This window comes from Pseudonocardia sp. TRM90224 (assembly GCF_021245725.1).
Taxonomy (GTDB): Bacteria; Actinomycetota; Actinomycetes; order Mycobacteriales; family Pseudonocardiaceae; genus Pseudonocardia.
Window position 1 is genome coordinate 44,891 of record NZ_JAJGSX010000010.1, and the last position, 17,965, is coordinate 62,855.

A 17,965-nucleotide genomic window follows, 5' to 3' on the forward strand; every position below is an offset into this window, starting at 1 on the left:
ACCGGTAGCGTCCGCGACCCGTACCTGCAACAACCACAGACCTGCCGTCAGCACGGCGGAGAAATTCACCAGTCCAGGAGGATCCCCCAGTGGCGAAGGCGAAGTTCGAGCGGACCAAGCCGCACGTCAACATCGGCACCATTGGTCACATCGACCACGGCAAGACCACGCTGACGGCGGCAATCACCAAGGTTCTGCACGACAAGTACCCGAACCTCAACGAGGCTTCGGCGTTCGACATGATCGACAAGGCGCCGGAAGAGCGCCAGCGCGGTATCACCATCTCGATCGCGCACGTCGAGTACCAGACCGAGAAGCGGCACTACGCGCACGTCGACTGCCCCGGGCACGCCGACTACATCAAGAACATGATCACCGGTGCGGCGCAGATGGACGGCGCCATCCTGGTGGTCGCGGCGACCGACGGCCCGATGCCCCAGACGCGTGAGCACGTGCTGCTCGCCCGCCAGGTCGGCGTGCCGTACATCGTCGTGGCGCTCAACAAGGCCGACATGGTCGACGACGAGGAGATCCTCGAGCTCGTCGAGCTGGAGGTCCGTGAGCTCCTCTCGGCCCAGGAGTACCCGGGCGACGACCTCCCGATCGTGCGTGTCTCGGCGCTCAAGGCGCTCGAGGGCGACGCGGAGTGGGGCGCCAAGCTCCTCGAGCTGATGGACGCGGTCGACGAGTCGATCCCGGAGCCGCAGCGCGACACCGAGAAGCCGTTCCTCATGCCCATCGAGGACGTCTTCACGATCACCGGTCGTGGCACCGTCGTCACCGGCAAGATCGACCGCGGCATCGTCAAGGTCAACGAGGAGGTCGAGATCGTCGGCATCCGCGAGAAGTCGACCAAGACGACCGTCACCGGTGTCGAGATGTTCCGCAAGCTCCTCGACGAGGGGCGTGCCGGTGAGAACGTCGGCCTGCTGCTCCGCGGCATCAAGCGCGAGGACGTCGAGCGCGGCCAGGTCGTCGTGAAGCCGAACTCGATCACCCCGCACACCGAGTTCGAGGCGCAGGTCTACATCCTGTCCAAGGACGAGGGCGGCCGCCACACGCCGTTCTTCAACAACTACCGGCCGCAGTTCTACTTCCGCACGACGGACGTGACCGGTGTTGTGACCCTGCCCAGCGGCACCGAGATGGTCATGCCTGGTGACAACACCACCATGAGCGTCTCGCTGATCCAGCCGATCGCCATGGAGGAGGGCCTCCAGCTGGCCATCCGCGAGGGTGGTCGCACGGTCGGCGCCGGTCAGGTCACGAAGATCATCAAGTAGTAAGGCCAGTCACACCCCCCGGTCACGGGTGCCCCATTTTCGTGTGGCATCCTTGACGGGTTGCGCGTAGGGCTTCGGCGCGCGCGGGCTTCGATCCGCGCGCGCCGGGCCTGGCGCCAGCCCCCGAGCACAGCGACCCCCCTGGGGACGCGGGTGATCCGGGGACCGGTATGCGGGTTGAGGGCGACACGCCCGACCTCGTGGACCGGAGCCACGTCGAGTGAGACCCGCCAGGGGCTCCTCCATGTGTGCGCCACCCGGAGCACGCGTACATGAGCGGCAGGAAGAAGAGGACGACCGACGACCATGGCGGGACAAAAGATCCGCATCAGGCTGAAGGCCTATGACCACGAGGCCATCGACGCCTCCGCACGCAAGATCGTGGAGACGGTCACGCGTACGGGCGCTCGGGTCGTCGGGCCGGTGCCGCTGCCGACGGAGAAGAACATCTACTGCGTCATCCGCTCGCCGCACAAGTACAAGGACTCGCGCGAGCACTTCGAGATGCGCACCCACAAGCGGCTGATCGACATCCTCGACCCGACGCCGAAGACGGTCGACGCGCTCATGCGCATCGACCTCCCCGCGTCCGTCGACGTCAACATCCAGTAGGGCTGACGGAGAATGAGCGAGAGGCAGATCACCGGGATCCTGGGCACCAAGCTCGGGATGACCCAGGTATTCGACGAGAACAACCGGGTCGTGCCGGTCACCGTGGTCCAGGCGGGCCCGAACGTGGTGACGCAGGTGCGTACCGAGGAGAACGACGGCTACGTCGCCGTCCAGCTCGCCTTCGGCGCGATCGACCCGCGCAAGGTGAACAAGCCGCGCACCGGCCACTTCGCCAAGGCGGGCACCACGCCGCGCCGGCACCTGGTCGAGCTGCGCACGACCGACGCCGGCGAGTACACCGTCGGCCAGGAGATCACCGCTGACGTCTTCGACGCCGGCACCGTGGTCGACGTCGTCGGCACCAGCAAGGGCAAGGGCACCGCGGGTGTCATGAAGCGCCACGGCTTCAAGGGCCTCGGCGCCAGCCACGGCACCCAGCGCAAGCACCGCTCGCCGGGTTCGATCGGCGGCTGCGCCACCCCCGGCCGGGTCTTCAAGGGCCTGCGCATGGCCGGCCGCATGGGCGTCGCGCGCGTCACGACGCAGAACCTCACGGTCCACCGCGTCGACGCCGACCGCGGCCTGCTGTTGCTCAAGGGTGCCGTTCCCGGCCCTCGTGGCGGCCTCCTGCTGGTCAAGACGGCAGCGAAGGGTGGTGCCAAGTGAGCGTCAAGACCGAGAAGTCGGCCGCGTCCGTGAAGGCCGTGAAGCCCGTGAAGGTGGAGCTCCCCGCGCACGTCTTCGACGTGACGGCGAATGTTCCGCTGATGCACCAGGTCGTCGTGGCCCAGCTGGCCGCGGCCCGCCAGGGCACGCACGACACGAAGACCCGTGGCGAGGTCCGTGGTGGCGGCAAGAAGCCGTACCGCCAGAAGGGCACCGGCCGCGCCCGCCAGGGCTCGACCCGCGCGCCGCAGTTCGCCGGCGGTGGTGTCGTGCACGGCCCCACGCCGCGCGACTACACGCAGAAGACCCCGAAGAAGATGAAGGCCGCCGCGCTGCGCGGTGCCCTCTCCGACCGCGCCCGCGCCGGCCTGGTGCACGTGGTCGGCTCGCTGGTCACCGACGAGACGCCTTCGACGAAGTCGGCCCGGGTCGCCCTCGAGGGTCTGATCGGCGGCAACGACGTCCGGGCGCTCGTGGTGCTCGGTCGCGACGACGAGGTCACGTGGCTCTCGCTGCGCAACCTCCCGGCCGCGCACCTGATCACCCCCGACCAGCTGAACACCTACGACGTGCTCGTCAACGACGTCGTGGTCTTCACGCAGGAGGCGTACGACGCCTTCCTGGCCGGCCCGATCGCCACCCCGACGCGCAAGAGCGCCAAGGGTTCGGCTCGCGAGAGCGAGGCGCTCGGCCTGACCAAGGCCCCCGCCGCCGAGAAGGCAGCGGACAAGGCCGCGGGCAAGGCTGAGGACAAGGCCGATGGCGACGCCGGGGAGTTCGGTCCCGAGAGCCACGCGCCGCTCGCCGACGGTTCGCAGCCCGAGGGCTTCCCCGTCAAGGGCAACGCCGACTCGATGCTCTACCACGTGCCGGGCAGCTCGTTCTACGCCCGCACGGTCGCCGAGGTGTGGTTCGCCTCCGCTGAGGCGGCAGAGGCGGCAGGTTTCCAGCTGCCCCCGTCGCAGCGTAAGGAGGAGAAGTGATTCCCGACCCGCGCGACATCCTGATCGCGCCGGTGGTCTCGGAGAAGAGCTACGGGCTGCTCGAAGAGCGCCAGTACACCTTCGTCGTCCGACCGGATGCGAACAAGACAGAGATCAAGATTGCCGTCGAGAAGGTGTTCGGCGTCAAGGTGCTCAGCGTGAACACCCTGAACCGCACGGGCAAGCGCAAGCGCACCCGCACCGGCTACGGCAAGCGCAAGGACACCAAGCGCGCGATCGTCACGCTCTCCGAGGAGAGCCGGACCATCGACGTGTTCGGCGGCCGGGCGAGCTGAGGGGCTGACGAACATGGGCATCCGTAAGTACAAGCCGACCACCCCGGGCCGTCGTGGCTCGAGCGTGTCGGACTTCGCCGAGATCACCCGGTCGACGCCGGAGAAGTCGCTGATCCGTCCCCTGCACAGCAAGGGCGGGCGCAACGTGCACGGGCGGGTCACCACCCGGCACCAGGGCGGCGGGCACAAGCGCGCCTACCGCGTCATCGACTTCCGCCGCAACGACAAGGACGGCATCCCGGCCAAGGTCGCGCACATCGAGTACGACCCCAACCGCACGTCCCGCATCGCACTGCTGCACTACGCCGACGGCGAGAAGCGCTACATCATCGCGCCGGACAAGCTGAAGCAGGGCGACAAGGTCGAGGCCGGCCCGAAGTCCGACATCAAGGTCGGCAACAACCTGCCGCTGCGCAACATCCCCACCGGCACCGTGATCCACGCGATCGAGCTCCGCCCCGGCGGCGGCGCGAAGATGGCTCGCTCGGCCGGTGCGAAGGTGCAGCTCGTTGCGAAGGACGGCCCGTACGCGCAGCTCCGGCTGCCGTCGGGGGAGATCCGCAACGTCGACGTGCGCTGCCGCGCCACCGTCGGCGAGGTGGGCAACTCCGAGCACTCCAACATCAACTGGGGCAAGGCCGGCCGCATGCGGTGGAAGGGCAAGCGCCCGACCGTCCGTGGTGTCGCCATGAACCCGGTCGACCACCCGCACGGTGGTGGTGAGGGCAAGACCTCCGGTGGTCGCCACCCGGTCAACCCCGCAGGTAAGCCCGAGGGGCGTACCCGCCGCACCAAGCCGTCCGACAAGTTGATCGTCCGCCGGCGCCGTACCGGCAAGAAGCGCTGAGCAGGGAGGTAAAAGATGCCGCGCAGCCTGAAGAAGGGCCCGTTCGTGGACGACCACCTGCTCAAGAAGGTGGACGCCCTCAACGAGTCGGGCAAGAAGACCGTCATCCGGACCTGGTCCCGTCGGTCCACCATCATCCCCGACATGATCGGCCACACGATTGCGGTGCACGACGGCCGCAAGCACGTGCCGGTCTTCGTGTCGGACTCGATGGTCGGCCACAAGCTGGGGGAGTTCGCCCCCACACGGACCTTCCGGGGCCATATCAAGGACGACCGCAAGGCGCGCAGGCGCTGAGCAGGTTCCGAGTAGCGACTAGGAAAGGGTGGAAGTAAACATGGCTGACAACAGCCAGAGCCCTGCCGCGCTCGAGCCTGCTCGGGCGCGCGCAGTGGCGCGTTATGTGCACATGTCGCCGACCAAGGTCCGGCGCGTGGTTGCGCTGATCAAGGGCCGTCCGGTCGGCGAAGCTCTCGACATCCTGCGGTTCTCGCCGCAGGCGGCGGCCGAGCCGCTGTTCAAGGTGGTCGCCAGCGCGGCCGCCAACGCCGAGAACAACCACGACATGGACCGCGACACGCTGGTGGTGGCCGTCGCCACCGCCGACGAGGGCCCGACGCTCAAGCGCATCCGTCCGCGGGCCCAGGGCCGCGCGTACCGGATCCGCAAGCGCACGAGCCACATCACCGTCGAGGTCGAGTCGCAGCCCGAGAAGACCGGGCGCGGCGCTCGCGGTGCGAAGGGGAGGGCCCGCTAATGGGTCAGAAGATCAACCCGCACGGTTTCCGGCTGGGTATCACCACCGACTGGAAGTCGCGCTGGTACGCCGACAAGCAGTACGCCGAGTACGTCAAGGAAGACGTCGCGATCCGCCGCATGCTCTCCAAGGGCATGGAGCGGGCCGGCATCTCCAAGGTCGAGATCGAGCGCACCCGCGACCGCGTCCGGGTGGACATCCACACCGCGCGTCCGGGCATCGTCATCGGCCGGCGCGGCGCTGAGGCCGACCGCATCCGCGGCAACCTCGAGAAGCTGACCAAGAAGCAGGTCCAGCTGAACATCCTCGAGGTCAAGAACTCCGAGTCGGACGCGCAGCTCGTGGCCCAGGCGGTCGCCGAGCAGCTGTCCAACCGCGTGGCGTTCCGCCGGGCGATGCGCAAGGGCATCCAGTCCGCGATGCGCTCTCCGCAGGTCAAGGGCATCCGGGTGCAGTGCTCCGGTCGCCTTGGCGGCGCTGAGATGTCGCGGTCGGAGTTCTACCGCGAGGGTCGCGTGCCGCTGCACACGCTGCGCGCCGACATCGACTACGGCCTGTTCGAGGCCCGCACGACGTTCGGTCGCATCGGCGTCAAGGTGTGGATCTACAAGGGCGACGTCGTGGGTGGCCGCCGTGAGGGCGTGCCCGCCGCCGCTGCCGACCCGGGCCGTGGCCCGCGTCGCGAGCGTCCGGCCCGTCGTCGTTCGGGTGCGAGCGGCACCACCGGTTCCGGTGGCACCGACGCCGGTCGCGCGGCCGCCGAGCAGGCGACCGGTGGCGGCACCGCCACCGCGACCGTCGAGTCGAACGAGACCAGTGGTGGGGAGGCGTAGGTCATGCTGATCCCCCGCAAGGTCAAGCACCGCAAGCAGCACCGGCCGCACCGGACCGGGGCGGCCAGTGGCGGCACCCGTGTCAGCTTCGGCGACTTCGGGATCCAGGCGCTCGAGCCGGCCTACGTCACCAACAGGCAGATCGAGTCGGCCCGTATCGCGATCAACAGGCACATCCGCCGTGGCGGCAAGGTCTGGATCAACATCTTCCCGGACCGCCCGCTCACCAAGAAGCCTGCTGAGACCCGCATGGGTTCCGGTAAGGGGTCGCCCGAGTTCTGGGTGGCCAACGTCAAGCCCGGCCGGGTGCTGTTCGAGATGAGCTACCCCAACGAGCAGACCGCTCGCGAGGCGCTTCGCCGCGCGATCCACAAGCTGCCGATGAAGTGCCGGATCGTGACCCGTGAGGGTGGTGACATCTGATGGCCGCCTCGACGACCGCCGCCGAGCTGCGCGAGCTGACCGACGAGGAGTTGGTGCTGCGCGTGCGGGAGGCCAAGGAGGAGCTGTTCAACCTCCGCTTCCAGATGGCGACCGGGCAGCTGGACAACAACAGGCGGCTGCGTACCGTCCGGCACGACATCGCGCGGATCTACACGATCATGCGTGAGCGTGAGCTGGGCCTCTCGGCCGCCCCCGATGAGAACGACGAGGGCGCGGCATGAGCGACAACACGACTCAGAAGCAGCGCGGTGAGCGGAAGGTCCGTGAGGGCCTCGTGGTGTCCGACAAGATGGACAAGACGATCGTCGTGTCCCTCGAGGACCGCGTGAAGCACCCGCTGTACGGCAAGGTCATCCGCCGGACGAGCAAGGTCAAGGCGCACGACGAGGCCAACACGGCCGGCGTCGGCGACCGCGTCCGGCTGATGGAGACCCGCCCGCTGTCGGCCACCAAGCGCTGGCGGCTCGTGGAGATCCTGGAGAAGGCGAAGTGATCCAGCAGGAGTCGCGGCTGCGTGTCGCGGACAACACCGGTGCCAAGGAGATCCTGTGCATCCGGGTGCTGGGCGGATCGGGACGTCGTTACGCCGGCATCGGCGACATCATCGTCGCCACGGTGAAGGACGCCATCCCCGCCGCCGGCGTGAAGCGCGGTGACGTCGTCAAGGCCGTCATCGTGCGCACGGTCAAGGAGCGGCGCCGCCCGGACGGTTCCTACATCCGGTTCGACGAGAACGCCGCCGTGCTGATCAAGCCGGACGGCGAGCCGCGAGGGACCCGCATCTTCGGACCAGTCGGTCGCGAGCTCCGCGACAAGAAGTTCATGAAGATCATCTCCCTCGCGCCGGAGGTGCTCTGAACATGAAGGTCAAGAAGGGCGACACGGTCCTCGTGATCGCCGGCAAGGACAAGGGCGCGAAGGGCAAGGTCATCCAGGCCTACCCGGAGAAGGACCGCGTGCTGGTCGAAGGCGTGAACCGGATCAAGAAGCACACCCGGATCACCCAGAACCAGCGTGGTGCCCAGTCCGGCGGGATCATCACCACCGAGGCGGCCATCCACGTCTCCAACGTGATGGTGGTCGACTCCGACGGCAAGCCGACCCGCGTGGGCAAGAAGACCACCGACGACGGCAAGCGCGTCCGGATCTCCAAGCGTTCCGGGAAGGAGATCTGAGATGACCACGACGGAGAAGATCAACCCCCGCCTCAAGCAGCGCTACAAGGACGAGATCGCGGGTGAGCTGCAGAAGCAGTTCGAGTTCGCGAACGTCATGCAGATCCCCGGTGTCGTGAAGGTCGTCGTCAACATGGGTGTCGGCGACGCCGCCCGCGACGCGAAGCTGATCGACGGCGCGGTGCGCGACCTGGCCACCATCACCGGCCAGAAGCCGCAGGTCCGCAGGGCGACGAAGTCCATCGCGCAGTTCAAGCTGCGTGAGGGCATGCCGATCGGTGCGAAGGTCACCCTCCGCAACGACCGCATGTGGGAGTTCCTCGACCGCCTGCTGACGATCGCGCTCCCGCGTATCCGTGACTTCCGCGGCCTGTCGCCGAACCAGTTCGACGGCCGTGGCAACTACACGTTCGGGCTGAACGAGCAGTCGATGTTCCACGAAATCGACCCCGACTCGATCGACCGCCCGCGCGGCATGGACATCACGGTCGTCACCACGGCCACGACGGACGAGGAAGGCCGCGCACTCCTCCGCCAGCTCGGCTTCCCATTTAAGGAGGCGTGAGATGGCGAAGAAGGCGCTGGTCATCAAGGCCGCGAGCAAGCCGAAGTTCAAGGTGCGCGGCTACACCCGTTGCCAGAAGTGCGGCCGCCCGCGCGCCGTGCTGCGCAAGTTCGGCCTGTGCCGGATCTGCGTCCGTCAGATGGCGCACGCCGGCGAGCTGCCGGGCGTCAGCAAGAGCAGCTGGTAACAGCACCCCTGATCGCCACAGGCCCCCGGCACTCCCGGGGGAACCAGGCGGGAAAGTAGCGACATCACATGACGATGACCGATCCCATCGCAGACATGCTCACGCGTCTGCGCAACGCCAACTCGGCGTACCACGACCGCGTGGTCATGCCGCACTCCAAGCTCAAGGTCGCGATCGCGGAGATCCTCCAGAAGGAGGGCTACATCGCATCGCACGCCGTCGAGGACGCCGAAGTCGGCAAGTCCCTGGTCATCGAGCTGAAGTACGGGCGCAACCGCGAGCGCAGCATCGCGGGCCTGCGCCGGGTCTCCAAGCCCGGCCTGCGGGTGTACGCGAAGTCCAGCACCCTGCCGCGGGTCCTCGGCGGCCTCGGTGTCGCGATCATCTCGACATCGAGCGGCCTGCAGACCGATCAGCAGGCGAAGAAGAACGGCGTGGGCGGGGAAGTCCTCGCCTACGTCTGGTGAGGGGGTAACACCATGTCCCGAATCGGGAAGCTGCCCATCACCGTGCCGTCCGGGGTCGACGTGAAGATCGACGGCCGCACGGTGACCGTCAAGGGCCCGAAGGGCTCGCTGTCGCACACGGTGATCGAGCCGATCACGGTCGAGCGCGGTGACGACGGTGCCGTCCTGGTCAAGCGACCGGACGACGAGCGCCGCAACAAGGCCATGCACGGCCTGTCGCGCACGCTGGTCAACAACCTCGTCATCGGCGTCACCGCCGGGTACGAGAAGAAGCTGGAGATCGTCGGCGTCGGTTACCGCGTCGCGCTCAAGGGCTCTGCGCTGGAGTTCTCGCTCGGCTTCAGCCACCCCGTCGTCATCCAGCCGCCGGAGGGCATCACCTTCGCGGTCGAGTCGCCCATCAAGTTCTCGGTGTCCGGCATCGACAAGCAGCTGGTCGGCGAGACCGCCGCGAACATCCGGAAGATTCGCAAGCCGGAGCCCTACAAGGGCAAGGGTGTGCGTTACGCCGGCGAGGTCGTCCGGCGCAAGGTCGGAAAGACGGGTAAGTGATGGCCGAGACGATTTCCGCGGCCGCCAAGAAGCGGACCGCCTCCCAGGTGTCGGCCAAGCGGCGTACCTCGCGTACCCGCCGCCACGCACGCCTGCGCAAGAAGGTCAGCGGCACTGCCGAGCGTCCGCGCCTGGCCGTCAACCGTAGCTCGCGCCACATCGTGGTGCAGCTCATCGACGACCTCGCCGGCCACACGCTGGCAGCGGCGTCGAGCATGGAGGCCGACGTCCGCGCACTGGACGGCGACAAGAAGGCCCGCGCGGCCAAGGTCGGCGAGCTCGTTGCCGCCCGCGCCCGCGAGGCCGGCGTCACGGCAGTGGTGTTCGACCGCGGTGGTTACGACTACCACGGCCGCATCGCCGCTCTGGCCGACGCCGCTCGTGAAGGCGGGCTGGAGTTCTGATGATGGTTGTTCACATGGAAGGGAACGTCTGATGCCGGGACGCACACGGCGTGACGGCGGTGGGCCCGGAGGGCCTGGTGGCGAGCGCAGCAACTCGGGCGACCGCCGCGACCGCCGCGACGGAGGCCGTGGCGGGGCGGCCCAGGACAAGACCCCGTACATCGAGCGGCTGGTCACGATCAACCGCGTCGCGAAGGTCGTCAAGGGTGGTCGGCGCTTCAGCTTCACCGCGCTGATGATCGTCGGCGACGGCGACGGCATGGTCGGTGTCGGCTACGGCAAGGCCAAGGAGGTGCCCGCGGCGATCGCCAAGGGCGTCGAAGAGGCGAAGAAGAACTTCTTCCGCGTCCCGCGCATCGGCGGCACGATCGTGCACCGCGTGCAGGGTGAGGCCGCGGCCGGCGTGGTCATGCTGCGTCCGGCCAGCCCCGGTACCGGTGTCATCGCCGGTGGTCCGGTGCGCGCGGTCCTCGAGTGCGCCGGGATCCACGACATCCTGTCGAAGAGCCTCGGCAGCGACAACGCGATCAACGTCGTGCACGCGACGATCGCGGCGCTGAAGATGATCCAGCGCCCCGAGGAGGTGGCCGCTCGCCGTGGCCTCCCGCTCGAGGACGTCGCACCTGCCGAGATGCTGCGCGCTCGCGCGGAAGCCGCACAGGCTGCGAGGGTCTGATGGCTGACACCAACCCCACCGCTCAGAGCACGCCGACCAGCGACGTGAAGCTGAAGGTCACGCAGGTCCGCAGCACCATCGGGTGCAAGCAGAACCAGCGCGCGACCCTGCTGTCGCTCGGCCTGCGCAAGATCCGCCAGACGGTCGAGCGGGACGATACCCCGCAGATCCGCGGCATGATCCACACCGTTCGCCACCTGGTGACGGTCGAGGAGGTGAGCTCGTCATGACCGAGCCCACTATCAAGATCCACCACCTGCGGCCGGCTCCCGGCGCCAAGACTGCCAAGACCCGCGTGGGTCGCGGTGAGGGCGGCAAGGGCGGCAAGACCGCAGGTCGCGGTACCAAGGGCACGAAGGCCAGGAAGAACGTTCCGGCATCCTTCGAGGGCGGGCAGATGCCGCTGCACATGCGGCTGCCCAAGCTCAAGGGCTTCAAGAACCGCTTCCGGGTCGAGTTCCAGGTCGTGAACGTCGGCGACCTCGCCCAGCTGTTCCCCGAGGGCGGAGAGGTCGGCCCCGACGAGCTCGTCGCGGCCGGCGCCGTCCGCCGCAACCAGCCCGTCAAGGTGCTCGGCAACGGCGACATCGACGGCGTTGCGCTCACCGTGAGCGCGCACGCCTTCTCCGGCAGCGCCCGTGACAAGATCACCGGCGCAGGCGGGACCGTTACCGAGCTCTGACAGCTCGGCGCCCGTTCGGTGCGGGCCGGTGCCATCGCGCCGGTCCGTGCCGTGGGGGCGGCGAGACCGCTGTTAGAGTCGACGCCACCGGCCCGCGCGTTCCGGCGGTACAGGAACGCAGCAGCGTGTCGCGCCTCGGCGCAGCGAGCGACCCGCGGAGTTGTGAGGGTCACCAGTACAGGAGGATCAGCCAGTGCTCAGCGCTTTCCGGTCGGCACTGACGACGCCGGATCTCCGGAAGAAGATCCTCTTCACGCTCGGGATCGTCGCCGTCTACCGCATGGGTGCCTCGATCCCGGCGCCCGGTGTCTCGTTCCCGAACGTCCAGGAGTGCGTCAAGCAGGTCAGCGAGGGCGACGCCGCCGGCGTCTACTCGCTGCTCAACCTGTTCTCCGGTGGCGCGCTGCTGCAGCTCTCGATCTTCGCGCTGGGCATCATGCCCTACATCACGTCCAGCATCATCATCCAGCTGCTGACCGTGGTGATCCCGCGCTTCGAGCAGCTGAAGAAGGAAGGGCAGTCGGGTCAGAACAAGCTGACCCAGTACACCCGCTACCTGACGATCGCGCTCGCGATCCTGCAGGCCACCGGGATCGTCGCGCTCGCCGACCGCGGCGGGCTCTACGGCAACTGCCCGCTGCCCGTGCTGCCGAACAACGACATCTGGACGCTCTCGATCATCGTCGTCACGATGACCGCCGGCACGGCCATCATCATGTGGCTGGGCGAGCAGGTCACCGAGCGCGGTGTCGGCAACGGCATGTCGCTGCTCATCTTCGCGTCGATCGCGGCGCGGATCCCCGCCGAGGGCGGCAACATCCTGCAGCAGGGCGGCCTCGTCTTCACCGGTGTCTGCTTCTTCGGTCTCGCGATCATCGCCAGCGTCGTGTTCGTCGAGCAGGGCCAGCGCCGCATCCCCGTCCAGTACGCGAAGCGGATGGTCGGGCGCCGCATGTACGGCGGCACGTCGACGTACCTGCCGCTCAAGGTCAACCAGGCCGGTGTCATCCCGGTGATCTTCGGTTCGTCGTTGCTGTTCCTGCCGAACCTGATCGCGCAGCTGCTGGGCAACACCGGCGGCCCGTTCCAGCAGTTCGTGCAGACCTACCTCGTCGACCAGTCGAGCTGGGTGCACATCCTCCTCTACATCGCGCTGATCATCTTCTTCACCTACTTCTACGTCGGCATCACGTTCAACCCCGAAGAACGTGCCGAAGAGATGAAGAAGTTCGGCGGGTTCATCCCCGGCATCCGCCCCGGCCGGCCCACCGCCGAGTACCTGCAGTTCGTTCTCTCGCGCATCACGCTCCCCGGTTCGCTGTACCTCGGTCTCATCGCCGTCCTGCCGAACTTCTTCCTCGGCCTCACGGGCGACGGGAACAACCAGAACTTCCCGTTCGGCGGCACCGCGGTGCTGATCATGGTCGGTGTGGGCTTGGACACGGTCAAACAGATCGAGAGCCAGCTCATGCAGCGCAAATACGACGGTTTCCTGCGCTAACGTCCAGAGCGGGTCGGGGTTCAGTTCTCAACGGGAGAGGTCGGTGTCGCGTGCGACTCGTTCTTGTGGGTCCGCCGGGTGCGGGCAAAGGCACTCAGGCCACGCGGCTGGCCGAGCGGCTGGAGGTGCCGCACATCTCCACCGGCGACCTGTTCCGGGCCAACCTCACCGAGGGCGCCGAGACGGCGATCGGACTCGAAGCGAAGCGCTACATGGACGCCGGCGACCTCGTGCCCGATGAGGTCACTGTTGCGATGGTGCGCGAGCGGCTCACCCACGAAGACGCGATCAAGGGCTTCATCCTCGACGGCTTCCCCCGCACGTTGAGCCAGGCGGGCTCGCTGGAGCAGCTGCTCGACGAGCGCGGCGAGGTGCTCGACGCCGTCGTGGAGTTCCAGGTTCCGGAGGACGTGCTGGTGGCACGCCTGCTGGGCCGCGGCCGCAACGACGACACCGAAGAGGTCATCCGGCGTCGGCAAGAGGTCTACCGCGACGAGACGGCCCCGCTGCTCGAGCACTACCGGGAGCAGCTCGTGAGCATCGACGCAGTCGGCACGGTCGAGGAGATCACCGACCGCGTCGCCGACGCACTCCGGACGAGGACGAGGTAGCAGCGCGCGGTGAACTCCGGACGCAGCGGTGGTGTTCGTGGCATGGTGGCGCGCTGGCGTGGCCGTGACATCGAGCTGAAGACCCCGGCAGAGATCGACGCGATGCGGGCGGCGGGCGCACTGGTGGCCCGCACGTTGGTTGCGATCACCGCGAAGGCGGAGCCGGGGGTCAGCACGGGCGAGCTCAACGACCTCGCCGAGCAGACCATCCGCGAGGCCGGCGCGGAGCCGTCGTTCCTGAACTACGTCGGCTACCCGGCCTCGATCTGCGCCTCGGTGAACGAGCAGATCGTGCACGGCATCCCGTCGAAGGCGCAGGTGCTCGCCGATGGCGACATCGTCTCCATCGACTGCGGGGCGGTGCTGGAGGGCTGGCACGGTGACGCCGCGGTGACGATCGCGGTCGGGGCGGTGTCGGAGGCGGACCTCGCGCTCTCCAAGACCTGCGAGGAGTCGATGTACGCGGGTGTCTCCGCGGCGCTGGTGGGCAACCGGCTCTCCGACATCTCGCACGCGATCCAGAACTCGATCGAAGCGGCTGCCAAGCGCGACGGCGCCGACTACGGCATCGTCGCGGGCTTCGGCGGCCACGGGATCGGCCGCCAGATGCACATGGACCCGTTCCTGCCGAACTTCGGCGACCCCGGCCACGGCCCGCGGCTGCGGCCCGGAATGGCGCTGGCGATCGAGCCGATGGTCACGGCGGGCGACCCGGACACGATCGAGCTGGACGACGGCTGGACCATCGTCACCGCCGACGGCAAGCGCGCTGTGCACTGGGAGCACACCGTCGCCATCACCGAGGACGGGCCGAAAATCCTCACGCTGCCGGTCTGAATCGATTAATTTGTATTTTGTATACACGACTGCGTCACACCTGCTGAGCTCGAGGGCTCACCTGCACTAGGTTCCTCGCATGACTGAAGAGTCTGCGACGCGGCCGCGCACCACTGTTGGTGTGCCCCGCGAGTCCGGCGCCGGCGAACGGCGGGTGGCGCTCGTCCCGAAGGTCGTCGAGAAACTCCGCTCGCGCGGGGTCGAGGTCGTTGTCGAACCCGGAGCAGGCGCCGGCGCGCTGATGCCGGACCAGCTCTACGCGGACGTCGGGGCGACGATCGGCGATCCGTGGTCGGCCGACGTCGTGGTCAAGGTCGCCCCGCCGACGCAGGACGAGATCGCGAAGCTGCACGCCGGTTCGTCGCTGATCGGGTTCCTGGCGCCGCTGACCTCGCCGGAGACGGTCAAGGCGCTGAAGGCGGCCGGCGTGCAGGCGTTCGCCATGGAGGCGATCCCGCGGATCTCGCGGGCGCAGTCGATGGACGCGCTCTCGTCGCAGGCCAACGTCGCCGGCTACAAGGCCGTGCTGCTCGCGGCCGAGCGGTCGACCCGCTTCTTCCCGATGCTGACGACGGCGGCGGGCACGGTGAAGCCCGCGACCGCGCTGGTGCTGGGCGTCGGCGTCGCGGGCCTGCAGGCGCTGGCGACGGCGAAGCGGCTCGGCGCCCGCACCACCGGCTACGACGTGCGGCCGGAGGTCGCCGACCAGGTGCGCTCGCTGGGCGCGCAGTGGCTCGACCTCGGCATCGAGGCCGCCGGCGAGGGCGGGTACGCGCGCGAGCTGACCACCGAGGAACGCGCCGAGCAGCAGAAGCGGCTCGAAGCGGCGATCACCGGCTTCGACATCGTGATCACCACCGCGAACGTGCCCGGGCGCAAGGCCCCGACGCTCGTCACGGCGAAGGCGGTCGAGGGCATGCGCCCTGGCAGCGTCGTCGTCGACATGGCGGGGGAGAGCGGCGGCAACTGCGAGCTCACCGAGCCCGGCGAGGTCGTCGTCAAGCACGACGTCACGATCGCGTCGCCGCTGAACCTGCCGGCCACCATGCCGGAGCACGCCTCGGAGCTGTACTCGCGCAACGTCTCGTCGCTGCTCGAACTGATGCTGGACAAGGAGGGGGCGCTCGCCCCCGACTGGGACGACGAGGTGCTGGCCAAGAGCTGCGTCACCCGAGGAGAGGTGTGATGGAGACCGGACTGCTCGCGAACCTCGCGATCCTGGTGCTGGCCGGCTTCGTCGGCTTCGCCGTGATCTCGAAGGTGCCCAACACGCTGCACACACCCCTGATGTCCGGCACGAACGCGATCCACGGGATCGTGCTGCTCGGCGGCTTGATCGTGCTCGGCCGGCTGGAGAACCCGTCGGTCGTCGACTCGATCCTGCTGGTCGTCGCGATCGCGTTCGGCATGATCAACGTCATCGGTGGGTTCCTGGTCACGGACCGGATGCTGGGCATGTTCAAGACCCGGCCCGTCAAGAAGGACGGCGACGCCTGATGGACACGTTGGTCCCGATCCTCTACATCGTCGCGTTCGCGCTGTTCATCTACGGCCTCTCCGGCCTGACCGGCCCGAAGACGGCGGTGCGCGGCAACCTGATCGCCGCGGTCGGCATGGCCGTCGCCGTCGTGGCGACGTTGCTCCAGGTGCGGCACAACTGGGTGCTGATCATCATCGGGCTGGTGATCGGCGCGGCGCTCGGCGTGCCGTCGGCGCGCCAGGTCAAGATGACGGCGATGCCGCAGATGGTGGCGCTGTTCAACGGCGTCGGCGGCGGCGCGGTCGCGCTGATCGCGTGGTCGGAGTTCCGCACCACCGCAGGGTTCGACCACGAGCCCGGCTACGTGATCGTGGCGTCGATGTTCGCCGCGATCGTCGGCTCGGTGTCGTTCTGGGGCTCGCTGATCGCCTTCGGCAAGCTGCAGGAGATCCTGCCGGGCCGACCCATCGGGCTCGGCAAGGCGCAGCAGCTCGTCAACGGCGTCCTGTTGCTCGGCGCGATCGCCTGCGCCGTCGTCGCCGGGATCGGCGGGGCGCTGGAGATCTGGGTCGTGCTGCTGCTCGTGCTCGCAGCCGTGCTCGGCGTGCTCGTGGTGCTGCCGATCGGCGGCGCCGACATGCCGGTCGTGATCTCGCTGCTCAACGCGCTGACCGGGCTCTCGGCGGCCGCGGCCGGACTCGCGCTCGACAACACCGCGATGATCGTCGCCGGCATGATCGTCGGTGCCTCGGGTTCGATCCTCACGAACCTCATGGCCAAGGCGATGAACCGCTCGATCCCCGCGATCGTGGCGGGCGGCTTCGGCGGCACGACCACGCTGCCCGGCGCCGACGACGGGGTCGACCGCACGGTCACCTCCACCAGCGCGGCCGACGCCGCGATCCAGATGGCGTACGCGTCGCAGGTGATCGTCGTGCCTGGGTACGGCATGGCGGTCGCGCAGGCGCAGCACGCCGTCAAGGACATGGCGAAGCTGCTGGAAGCGAAGGGTGTGGAGGTCAAGTACGCGATCCACCCCGTCGCGGGCCGCATGCCGGGGCACATGAACGTGCTGCTGGCCGAGGCGGACGTCTCCTACGACGCGCTCAAGGAGATGGACGACATCAACGACGAGTTCTCCCGCACCGACGTGACGCTGGTGATCGGCGCGAACGACGTCACCAACCCGGCGGCGCGGACCGATTCGAGCTCGCCGATCTACGGGATGCCGATCCTCAACGTCGACCAGAGCCACAGCGTCATCGTCCTGAAGCGGTCGATGAGCAGCGGCTTCGCCGGCATCGACAACCCGCTCTTCTACGCGGAGAACACCTCGATGCTCTTCGGCGACGCCAAGAAGTCGGTGGCCGAGGTGACGGAGGAGCTCAAGGCGCTCTAGCCACCGCAGGTCACACAACACAGCATGGTGCCGTCACACAGGTCACGACCTGTGTGACGGCACCATGCTGTGTGTGCGGTCAGTCTCCTGAGAACAGGCCGCGCACCAGGCCGTCCACTCTGCGGCGTAGGGCCGCCGCGTCGATCGGCTCGCCGGCGACCGCCTTGCTCAGCGCGAGGCCGTCGATGCATCCGACGAGGTCGACGATCCGGGCGTGGCTGTCGGCCAGCCCGAGGCCCGCGACCTGCGTCTCGACGACGGTGATCACCCGGTCGGCCGCCTCTGCGAGCACCTTGCGCAGTTCGGGGCGACGGGCCGACTCCAGGAGCAGCTCGTGGCGCGCCAGCAGCCGGTCGCGGTCGTGCGTCGCCCAGCCGTGCACGGCCGCGAACACGCGCTCGCCAAGCTGCTCGAGCGCGGCCGCGGGGTCGTCGGTCGGGCCGCTCGGATCGTTCGGGCCGCTGGGATCGCTCGGGTCGCCGACCTCGTCGAGGGTCAGCGCAGCCATGCGTTCCACGCACCCCTGCAGCAACGCGGCACGGGTGCGGAAGTAGTAGGACGTCGATCCCTCCGCGATCTCCGCCTCGCGGTCGACCGCGCGGTGGGTGAGTCCACGCATCCCGGAGCGGGCCAGTACGGTCAGCGCCGCATCGGCGAGTTGATCACGTCGGTCCATTGCGGCTCCCTCCCTCTACGGGTGTAGAGTAC

29 protein-coding genes are annotated in these 17,965 nt (G+C 68.4%); 28 read left to right on the top strand and 1 reads right to left on the bottom strand.

Going from position 1 to position 17,965, the window contains the following annotated elements:
• The first annotated feature begins 89 nt into the window (after window positions 1–89).
• From tuf to LL648_RS18145, 28 genes are all read left to right on the top strand, one after another.
• The gene (gene tuf, locus LL648_RS18010) at window positions 90–1,283 is read left to right on the top strand and encodes an elongation factor Tu (RefSeq protein WP_232663751.1); all 1,194 of its coding nucleotides are present in this window, start codon (window positions 90–92) and stop codon (window positions 1,281–1,283) included.
• Between the two features lie 306 nt (window positions 1,284–1,589).
• Window positions 1,590–1,895 (top strand): 30S ribosomal protein S10, encoded by a 306-nt coding sequence (gene rpsJ / locus LL648_RS18015; RefSeq protein WP_040804197.1) that lies wholly within the window; start codon window positions 1,590–1,592, stop codon window positions 1,893–1,895.
• 12 nt (window positions 1,896–1,907) lie between these two features.
• The gene (gene rplC / locus LL648_RS18020) at window positions 1,908–2,561 is read left to right on the top strand and encodes a 50S ribosomal protein L3 (RefSeq protein ID WP_232663752.1); all 654 of its coding nucleotides are present in this window, start codon (window positions 1,908–1,910) and stop codon (window positions 2,559–2,561) included.
• A gap of 29 nt (window positions 2,562–2,590) precedes the next feature.
• Window positions 2,591–3,544: a 50S ribosomal protein L4, sunset domain variant gene (rplD, locus tag LL648_RS18025; RefSeq protein ID WP_441344306.1), complete on the top strand. Its 954-nt coding sequence runs from the start codon at window positions 2,591–2,593 to the stop codon at window positions 3,542–3,544.
• Window positions 3,541–3,840 (top strand): 50S ribosomal protein L23, encoded by a 300-nt coding sequence (gene rplW / locus LL648_RS18030; RefSeq protein ID WP_232663753.1) that lies wholly within the window; start codon window positions 3,541–3,543, stop codon window positions 3,838–3,840. The genes rplD and rplW overlap by 4 nt, the downstream gene beginning before the upstream one ends.
• Window positions 3,841–3,853: 13 nt before the next feature.
• Entirely contained in the window at window positions 3,854–4,687 is an 834-nt protein-coding gene (rplB, locus tag LL648_RS18035; protein WP_232663754.1) for a 50S ribosomal protein L2, read from the top strand.
• A gap of 15 nt (window positions 4,688–4,702) precedes the next feature.
• Window positions 4,703–4,984, top strand: coding sequence for a 30S ribosomal protein S19 (rpsS, locus tag LL648_RS18040; RefSeq protein WP_020622935.1), 282 nt, complete (start codon window positions 4,703–4,705; stop codon window positions 4,982–4,984).
• A gap of 40 nt (window positions 4,985–5,024) precedes the next feature.
• A complete protein-coding gene (rplV, locus tag LL648_RS18045) occupies window positions 5,025–5,444 on the top strand; it encodes a 50S ribosomal protein L22 (RefSeq protein ID WP_232663755.1) in 420 nt (139 codons plus the stop codon).
• Window positions 5,444–6,277 (top strand): 30S ribosomal protein S3, encoded by an 834-nt coding sequence (gene rpsC / locus LL648_RS18050; protein ID WP_232663756.1) that lies wholly within the window; start codon window positions 5,444–5,446, stop codon window positions 6,275–6,277. Before rplV ends, rpsC begins: the two co-directional genes overlap by 1 nt.
• 3 nt (window positions 6,278–6,280) lie before the next feature.
• Window positions 6,281–6,700 carry a 50S ribosomal protein L16 gene (gene rplP / locus LL648_RS18055; protein ID WP_232663757.1) on the top strand — a complete coding sequence of 140 codons (420 nt, stop codon included), beginning with the start codon at window positions 6,281–6,283 and terminating at the stop codon, window positions 6,698–6,700.
• Window positions 6,700–6,942 carry a 50S ribosomal protein L29 gene (gene rpmC / locus LL648_RS18060; protein ID WP_232663758.1) on the top strand — a complete coding sequence of 81 codons (243 nt, stop codon included), beginning with the start codon at window positions 6,700–6,702 and terminating at the stop codon, window positions 6,940–6,942. Before rplP ends, rpmC begins: the two co-directional genes overlap by 1 nt.
• Window positions 6,939–7,214, top strand: coding sequence for a 30S ribosomal protein S17 (gene rpsQ, locus LL648_RS18065; RefSeq protein WP_232663759.1), 276 nt, complete (start codon window positions 6,939–6,941; stop codon window positions 7,212–7,214). Before rpmC ends, rpsQ begins: the two co-directional genes overlap by 4 nt.
• Window positions 7,211–7,579, top strand: coding sequence for a 50S ribosomal protein L14 (gene rplN, locus LL648_RS18070; protein ID WP_232663760.1), 369 nt, complete (start codon window positions 7,211–7,213; stop codon window positions 7,577–7,579). Before rpsQ ends, rplN begins: the two co-directional genes overlap by 4 nt.
• 2 nt (window positions 7,580–7,581) lie before the next feature.
• Window positions 7,582–7,896: a 50S ribosomal protein L24 gene (gene rplX, locus LL648_RS18075; protein WP_232663761.1), complete on the top strand. Its 315-nt coding sequence runs from the start codon at window positions 7,582–7,584 to the stop codon at window positions 7,894–7,896.
• A 1-nt stretch (window position 7,897) separates the two neighbouring features.
• Window positions 7,898–8,461, top strand: coding sequence for a 50S ribosomal protein L5 (gene rplE / locus LL648_RS18080; RefSeq protein ID WP_232663762.1), 564 nt, complete (start codon window positions 7,898–7,900; stop codon window positions 8,459–8,461).
• Between the two features lies 1 nt (window position 8,462).
• On the top strand, window positions 8,463–8,648 hold the full coding sequence (locus LL648_RS18085; RefSeq protein ID WP_232663763.1) for a type Z 30S ribosomal protein S14: 186 nt from the start codon (window positions 8,463–8,465) through the stop codon (window positions 8,646–8,648).
• Between the two features lie 68 nt (window positions 8,649–8,716).
• Window positions 8,717–9,115: a 30S ribosomal protein S8 gene (rpsH, locus tag LL648_RS18090; protein ID WP_232663764.1), complete on the top strand. Its 399-nt coding sequence runs from the start codon at window positions 8,717–8,719 to the stop codon at window positions 9,113–9,115.
• 12 nt (window positions 9,116–9,127) lie between these two features.
• Entirely contained in the window at window positions 9,128–9,667 is a 540-nt protein-coding gene (gene rplF / locus LL648_RS18095) for a 50S ribosomal protein L6 (protein ID WP_232663765.1), read from the top strand.
• Window positions 9,667–10,071: a 50S ribosomal protein L18 gene (rplR, locus tag LL648_RS18100; RefSeq protein ID WP_232663956.1), complete on the top strand. Its 405-nt coding sequence runs from the start codon at window positions 9,667–9,669 to the stop codon at window positions 10,069–10,071. The genes rplF and rplR overlap by 1 nt, the downstream gene beginning before the upstream one ends.
• A 31-nt stretch (window positions 10,072–10,102) precedes the next feature.
• Entirely contained in the window at window positions 10,103–10,747 is a 645-nt protein-coding gene (rpsE, locus tag LL648_RS18105) for a 30S ribosomal protein S5 (RefSeq protein WP_232663766.1), read from the top strand.
• A complete protein-coding gene (rpmD, locus tag LL648_RS18110) occupies window positions 10,747–10,977 on the top strand; it encodes a 50S ribosomal protein L30 (protein WP_232663767.1) in 231 nt (76 codons plus the stop codon). Before rpsE ends, rpmD begins: the two co-directional genes overlap by 1 nt.
• A complete protein-coding gene (rplO, locus tag LL648_RS18115) occupies window positions 10,974–11,429 on the top strand; it encodes a 50S ribosomal protein L15 (RefSeq protein ID WP_232663768.1) in 456 nt (151 codons plus the stop codon). The genes rpmD and rplO overlap by 4 nt, the downstream gene beginning before the upstream one ends.
• A gap of 193 nt (window positions 11,430–11,622) precedes the next feature.
• A complete protein-coding gene (secY, locus tag LL648_RS18120) occupies window positions 11,623–12,930 on the top strand; it encodes a preprotein translocase subunit SecY (RefSeq protein WP_232663769.1) in 1,308 nt (435 codons plus the stop codon).
• Window positions 12,931–12,980: 50 nt separating this feature from the next.
• Entirely contained in the window at window positions 12,981–13,541 is a 561-nt protein-coding gene (locus tag LL648_RS18125) for an adenylate kinase (protein WP_232663770.1), read from the top strand.
• Between the two features lie 42 nt (window positions 13,542–13,583).
• Window positions 13,584–14,378, top strand: coding sequence for a type I methionyl aminopeptidase (gene map / locus LL648_RS18130; protein ID WP_232663957.1), 795 nt, complete (start codon window positions 13,584–13,586; stop codon window positions 14,376–14,378).
• A 79-nt stretch (window positions 14,379–14,457) separates the two neighbouring features.
• Complete coding sequence (locus LL648_RS18135; protein ID WP_232663771.1) at window positions 14,458–15,564, top strand: Re/Si-specific NAD(P)(+) transhydrogenase subunit alpha; 1,107 nt, start codon at window positions 14,458–14,460, stop codon at window positions 15,562–15,564.
• Window positions 15,564–15,875 (top strand): NAD(P) transhydrogenase subunit alpha, encoded by a 312-nt coding sequence (locus tag LL648_RS18140; protein WP_232663772.1) that lies wholly within the window; start codon window positions 15,564–15,566, stop codon window positions 15,873–15,875. Before LL648_RS18135 ends, LL648_RS18140 begins: the two co-directional genes overlap by 1 nt.
• Window positions 15,875–17,257, top strand: coding sequence for an NAD(P)(+) transhydrogenase (Re/Si-specific) subunit beta (locus tag LL648_RS18145; RefSeq protein ID WP_232663773.1), 1,383 nt, complete (start codon window positions 15,875–15,877; stop codon window positions 17,255–17,257). Before LL648_RS18140 ends, LL648_RS18145 begins: the two co-directional genes overlap by 1 nt.
• Before the next feature lie 79 nt (window positions 17,258–17,336).
• On the opposite strand, the gene LL648_RS18150 is transcribed toward LL648_RS18145, so the two are convergent.
• Window positions 17,337–17,933, bottom strand: coding sequence for a TetR/AcrR family transcriptional regulator (locus LL648_RS18150; protein ID WP_232663774.1), 597 nt, complete (start codon window positions 17,931–17,933; stop codon window positions 17,337–17,339).
• Between the last annotated feature and the right edge of the window lie 32 nt (window positions 17,934–17,965).